The sequence below is a fragment of the Stieleria sp. genome (genome assembly GCF_041595215.1).
Classification (GTDB): domain Bacteria; phylum Planctomycetota; class Planctomycetia; order Pirellulales; family Pirellulaceae; genus Stieleria; species Stieleria magnilauensis.
On the sequence record NZ_JBFHKV010000505.1, the window covers coordinates 1 to 5,870 of the forward strand.

Annotated in this window: 5 protein-coding genes and 1 pseudogene; 3 read left to right on the forward strand and 3 right to left on the reverse strand. The window is 58.9% G+C overall.

Features of this window, described 5'->3' with window-relative positions; translation table 11 throughout:
• From ABX749_RS18845 to ABX749_RS18855, 3 genes and pseudogenes are all read right to left on the reverse strand, one after another.
• A pseudogene (locus ABX749_RS18845) lies at nucleotides 1–234 on the reverse strand (hypothetical protein); the annotation flags it as partial.
• Between the two features lie 7 nt (nucleotides 235–241).
• Nucleotides 242–1,222 (reverse strand): hypothetical protein, encoded by a 981-nt coding sequence (locus ABX749_RS18850; RefSeq protein WP_372897321.1) that lies wholly within the window; start codon nucleotides 1,220–1,222, stop codon nucleotides 242–244.
• A gap of 3 nt (nucleotides 1,223–1,225) precedes the next feature.
• A complete protein-coding gene (locus tag ABX749_RS18855) occupies nucleotides 1,226–1,768 on the reverse strand; it encodes a hypothetical protein (protein WP_372897322.1) in 543 nt (180 codons plus the stop codon).
• 302 nt (nucleotides 1,769–2,070) lie between these two features.
• Between ABX749_RS18855 and ABX749_RS18860 the strand changes: the two genes are divergently transcribed.
• The 3 genes from ABX749_RS18860 to ABX749_RS18870 all read left to right on the forward strand — a co-directional run bounded on the left by ABX749_RS18860 (nucleotide 2,071) and on the right by ABX749_RS18870 (nucleotide 5,792).
• Entirely contained in the window at nucleotides 2,071–4,023 is a 1,953-nt protein-coding gene (locus ABX749_RS18860; RefSeq protein ID WP_372897323.1) for a DUF1549 and DUF1553 domain-containing protein, read from the forward strand.
• Between the two features lie 31 nt (nucleotides 4,024–4,054).
• Nucleotides 4,055–5,353, forward strand: a complete 1,299-nt coding sequence (locus tag ABX749_RS18865; protein WP_372897324.1) for a DUF1501 domain-containing protein — start codon at nucleotides 4,055–4,057, stop codon at nucleotides 5,351–5,353.
• A gap of 121 nt (nucleotides 5,354–5,474) precedes the next feature.
• Nucleotides 5,475–5,792: a hypothetical protein gene (locus ABX749_RS18870; RefSeq protein ID WP_372897325.1), complete on the forward strand. Its 318-nt coding sequence runs from the start codon at nucleotides 5,475–5,477 to the stop codon at nucleotides 5,790–5,792.
• Nucleotides 5,793–5,870 lie beyond the last annotated feature (78 nt).

The following is a 5,870-nucleotide window of genomic DNA, read 5'->3' on the forward strand; positions in this document are numbered from 1 at the left end:
ATACAGCAGGTGGTAGACGTTCGAGCCCGCATAGTCCGGATGAACTTGTTTGACGCGTTTTCCTGCAGCCGGCATTCCATCGCTGACCGCGGGCGTCTGCAGGTCTCTCACATGACTGACGGTTTGAGCGCAACACGGTTGCACCCCAAGTCCCCAGAGAGCCACCACACAGAAAAAGGTGTCCGACACCTTTTTGGCAAACGGCGCTGGTTTGGTGGAATGGGAGGAGGGCATTGCGTTGTTATCGAACCAGGCCTCGATAGGGCATTGGGCCGGCGGGTTCGGACTGGTAGGTGGCGGGGACTTGATAGTGGGTCGGTGCGACCATGGCGGCATTGCCCGGTGACAGGGTTGTCAGATCGATCGCGTTGGCGGCGCCTTGCGGCATCACGAACAAGTTCGGATCGCCGCTCAAGATTTGATTGACCGCATAGATGCCCACGTCAATCCGCATCGACAGGGGGTCTCCCGCTCGGGGCGTCAGTGAAAACTCAACGGTGTGCGGCAGCGAGCAATTGTGGTCGACATAGAACTGATGATTCGAGGCGTGGCTTTCCGCGATCGGTGGGCCTCCCGCGGGGGCGTACAGAAATTGATCGGTGACATGACCCGCGGCGGCGTCGATGTAGCAAACACGTTGGAACGTTCCGGCGGGCATCGGCAAGACGGTCCGAATCTCCAGCTTTCCGTCGGGACGCACGACCGGCCCGGCGACGACTTGATTGGGATCGATCTGTACCAGCCCGAGCGCGTCGGTCACCCAGGTCGGATCGACCGGCAACACGGCACGATCGAGTTGTTGACGGTATTGATCATGTCGGGCGAAGTACAACAACCGCCCCATCCCCTCGGGGACTTCGAACCAGAACAGGGAGTTGTTGCTGCCCATGTCCAATCCGGACCTCATCACGATCGGCAGACTCGCCTTGAGACGGAAGTCGCGTTCTTTGCGCAGATTGATCGTCGCCGACAGTTTCGGCAGCGCGGGCATACTGAGCACATCGACCGACGCGGTGTTGGTGGACAGTTCTCGGATTGCCGAAGTGCGATTGACGGCCGCGGTGACGAGTTCCAAAGTCGGCGTTTGCGGCAGCACCGGTGGCGGGGGTGGCAATTGCAGCGTCGCATCGCGTCGGGAACACGTCGCCCCGCCGGAGACGAAACAGACGCCGAGCATCAGCAGCCAAGTCAGTGCACGCATCCTTGCGTCAATGAATCTCATCGATCATTCCTGTTGAATTTCGCTCGCTTCGCAATACAACAATTCGCTTAGCGATTCACTCAGCGATTCCGCTTCGCTCTTGGCTATCTGGCACTCCGCCACATCGATCGTCGAACCGTCATCGACGACTTCCAAGTGCATCATCTTCGGTCCGGGCATTTCCGAATCGGGCGTGCCGGGATCGTTTGCGGCGAGCGGTGGTCCGGTGATGACGCGGACGAATCGTCGACGAAGCAGAATCAACGCCAACAGGTACCGCGTCTTCGCCTGTTCGGGCATGTCTTCCATCTGACGCAACAAGCCGATCAGCACGGCGCGCGGCGCGAGCACCAGTTTTTTCTCTCCGGCGATCGGCATCCGGCACTTCCAATGCCCCAAGCTGCCTTCCGGGGGGCCTTCCCAGCCCTCGGCGCTGTAATCGCGGCGCTCGTAATCCTCGTCGTCGTTTTGCAGTACGACGCTGTAGTACCACTCGCCTTCTTTCAGCGGTCGCTTTTCGCGGTAGCACTGGCGGCTACATCGGCCAACTTTGATTTCACCCAACATGTCACCGGTTGTAGCACAGCGGGGGGAGCGGTCGAAAGACGCGTTTCCCGTCCAGTCTAGCCAGGAACGGGTTTTCTTCGCTGCTCGGGTCGCGACTCTGACCGGCGAACGGTGGCGTCCCCTGAGGGGATCTCTCGCGAGCAGCCGGCACCCCCTGGCCGGATGGCTTGCGCGAATCCGTTGGGGATTCGCCATGTCTTGAGCTAAAATGGGGTACAAATCGTCCCTTTGACCCGTTCAAGGGTGACGGATTTCTCTTCAAAACACGGCTAGGTCTGGCGTTCATGCATTCGCGATTCTTGATGTCTTCCTCAGTGATTCGACGGCCGATTTCGTTGCTGGTTCTGATCGTTGTGGTTTCCAGCCTCTGGCCGGTGATGGCAACGGCGCAGAAACCGAAACCCAAGGCGAAACCGGCCCCCCCAAAGATCCGGCTTCCCGAAAGTGTCCGCCAGCGTCCGTCGCATTTGATGGACGTCGCGCCGGCGTCACGTGAGCGACGGACGGAACTGGAACTGGCCGCGGCGGAACTGGACTCGCTGATCGAAGGAAAACTGACCGAGTTGGGACAGTCTCCCAATTCCTACGTCGAAGACGATGTTTTCTTGCGGCGAATCTACTTGGACGTCGCGGGGCGAATTCCGACGCTTGCCGAAGCCCAAGCCTTTCTGGATTCCAACGACCCCGACAAACGCATCGAGTTGATCGACACGTTGCTCAGCAGCCCCGACTACGTCAGCCACACGTATAACTTTTGGGCCGACACGCTTCGGCTGAGAGAACGTCCGCAGCCGAACATCGTTGCCGAGCCGTTTCTGGCCTACGTCAAAGACGCGATCCGCACGAACAAGCCGTACGACGAGTGGGTCTATGAGATGCTGACCGCCGACGGCAAGGTCTGGGAAAATCCCGCGACCGGTTATCAACTGCGTGACGACGGCATGCCCTTGCCGTACATCGACAACACCGTGCGGATCTTTTTGGGCACTCAAATCGGTTGTGCCCAGTGTCATGATCATCCGTTCGACCAGTGGACGCAGTACCAATTTTACGAACTGGCGGCGTTGACGACCGGAACGCGGACACGGATCAAAAAGGGTGATCCGGGTTACGAGAAAACGAACCCCGCCAACGCGATGATCAATGAAGCTCGGAAGCACTATGACAAGGGGCGTGTGCCCGGCGCGTTCCAACGCATGATCCGCGCGAACACCTACAGCGTTTCGGAAGTCAAGGCGACGTTGCGATTGCCCCACGACTATGCCTACGCCGACGCCAAGCCGAAATCGGTCATCGAGCCGGCTGTTTTGTGGGGCGAGATTCCTTCCAAAGCAAAAAACGCTTCGCCACGCCACCAGTTCGCCGCCTGGTTGACCAGCCCGGACAATCAACGATTTCAAGACATGATCGTCAACCGCCTGTGGCAACGCTTCTTGGGCGTCGGGTTCGTCGAACCGAATGACGATTTCCGTGACGAACATCCCTGCGTCAACGAACCGGCGATGGAATTCTTGGGCAAGGAACTGGTGCGATCGGGCTTTGACCTGAAGGACCTGATTCGGATCATCCTTTACTCCCGCACCTACCAAAGCGCTGCCTCAGACTACGACTTGACCAGCGGCGAGCCTTACTACTTTCCCGGACCGACGATTCGCCGCATGACGGCCGAGCAGGTTTGGGATTCGATGTTGACCTTGGCGGTCCGCAATCCGATGCCGTTTCAACGTCCCGGTGCCGAAGAACTGAAACCGTACCTGGACGTCGATTTCACGAGTTTGACGTTTGAGCAAGCCAAAGCTCAATCGGAGCGTTTTGCGAAGACGTATTTTCTGTCGGCGTACAATCGTGAATTGAACAAGCACGCTTACCAGGGCAACATCCTGTGCCGGGCCAGCGAGTTGCCGGCGCCGCAACGTGCCGATCATTTCTTGCGTCAGTTCGGTCAAAGCGATCGAGAAACGATTGACGGGGCGGAGAAAGAAGCGACGGTGCCCCAGATTCTGGCCATGTTCAACGGCCCGATCACCCACGTGATGCTCGAACGCGGCTCGGCGATCGTCGACGACGTCTTGGCGATCGATAGCACGCGTGACCGCATCGATGCGATTTTTATGAGCGTTTTGGCGCGACGGCCGTCATCGAAAGACCGACTGCTGGCCGCCAAAGAATTGTCGCGGACGCCCAACGACAACGTCGGCTATGGCAACATCATTTGGGCGTTACTCAATACCCGTGAATTCTTGTTCGTTCAATAACCTGTCACCTGTCTGTAATAAAGCGATCGATATGCCTCTTCCAGAAACGACCAACGAGTGCCGCCGGGACTTCATGCGCAAGGTGGCCAACCAGTGCCTCGGCGTCTCCTTCGGCGGCGCCGTCGGATCCGGCGCGATGGCGTCGCTCGGCGAAGCCAAGGCGGCCGACACCGCAACGGGAAAAGCAAAGCACATCATTTATCTGTTCATGGAAGGTGCGATGACGCATCTGGACACGTTCGATCCGAAGACGGGTGTCCCCGAAGCCGGCGAAACCAAGCCGATTCAGACCCGCGTTCCCGGCATCGCCTACGGTGATCGCTTTCCCAAACTCGCGTACCTGGCCGGCGCGATCGCCGTCGTTCGATCGCTGAGCACCGAAACGGGGGCTCACGAGAAAGGCCAGTATTTGATGCGGACGAGCTACAAAAAAATCAACAGCATCCAGCACCCGGCGATGGGCGGTTGGATGGTGGCCGAACAGGGACGACTCAATCGCGAGCTGCCGGGCAACTACGTGATCGGAGGGGCCAACCGGCATCCCGGCGCGGGATTCTTGGAACCGTCGCTCTCACCGGTCCCCGTCGCCAGCCCTAGCGCGGGCATTCAAAACATCAAACTGCCCAAGTACCTGCCCGACGAATTGTTCGCCAGACGGTTGATGCTGGCCGAACGGTTCGACACCAATTTCCAAACATCGCATCGCGGCAACACGAGAATCGAAGCCTACAACCAGCTGTACCATGAAGCCCGTAATCTGATGGGCAGCGATCACTTGAAAGTGTTCGATATCAAGGAAGAACCCCAAGCCGTTCGCGATGCCTATGGGAACAACACGCTGGGGCAAGGCTGTCTGTTGGCGCGACGATTGGTCCAAGGCGGTGCACGGTTCGTCGAAGTCTCTTACGGGGGCTGGGACATGCACCAGGACATCTACTCGCGGCTGAATGATCGAGCCGGACACTTGGACACCGCGCTGGGAATCCTGCTGAAAGACTTGCACCGTACCGGATTGCTGGACGAAACCCTGGTCGTGCTGACGACCGAGTTCGGACGCAAACCGTCGATCAACGTCAACGGCGGGCGTGATCACCACCCCGGCGCGTTTTGTTCGCTGTTGATGGGGGCCGGCATCAAGGGCGGCCAGGTTTACGGGGCGAGCGACAAAAAGGGCTTCTCGGTCGACAAGGACCACGTTTCGGTCAGCGATTTCAACAAGACGATCGCTGCGGCGGCCGGTTTACCGCTGGAGAAAGAGCAATTCGCACCCAACGGACGCCCCTTCAAGATCGGCGGCAACGGCGATCCGATCGCCGCGCTACTAGCGTGACCGAATGTGTCCGGCGCCCCCTGATACTTCTTTCGCAAGCAGACAACTGCCCGCGACGGACGATTCGGCCGACCCAAAATGCCGTGTCCGGTTTGCATACCAACCTACAGGGGGACAAGCCATGAAAAACGTATTACGACGCGCCATGTTCGATTCGGAAACCTTTGTCGTCGAAATGGTCTATTCCGATTCCAAAGGAAACCGCACCCGACGAATCGTCAGCCCGATTCGATTCGTCGGGACCGATCGCTTCTTAGCGCTGTGTCTGTGCCGCGAAGAACCTCGTCAGTTCTACTTGTCGCGGTGCGAGGATGTGCGGCTGATCCCGGCCGCCGAAGTCATCATGCCGATGCCGATGCAGACGATCGAACCGGCTACGCCCGTTCCCGCGGTTCCCGCCGCTAGCGTTTGCAACGCCGGCGTGGCCTGTCTGGCTTAGCTCTGGGTACTTTTACCGGGCTAACCATCAAAAAGAAGACCCCCGGATGGCAGCGCGAACCCACGGATGGCAGGGTGC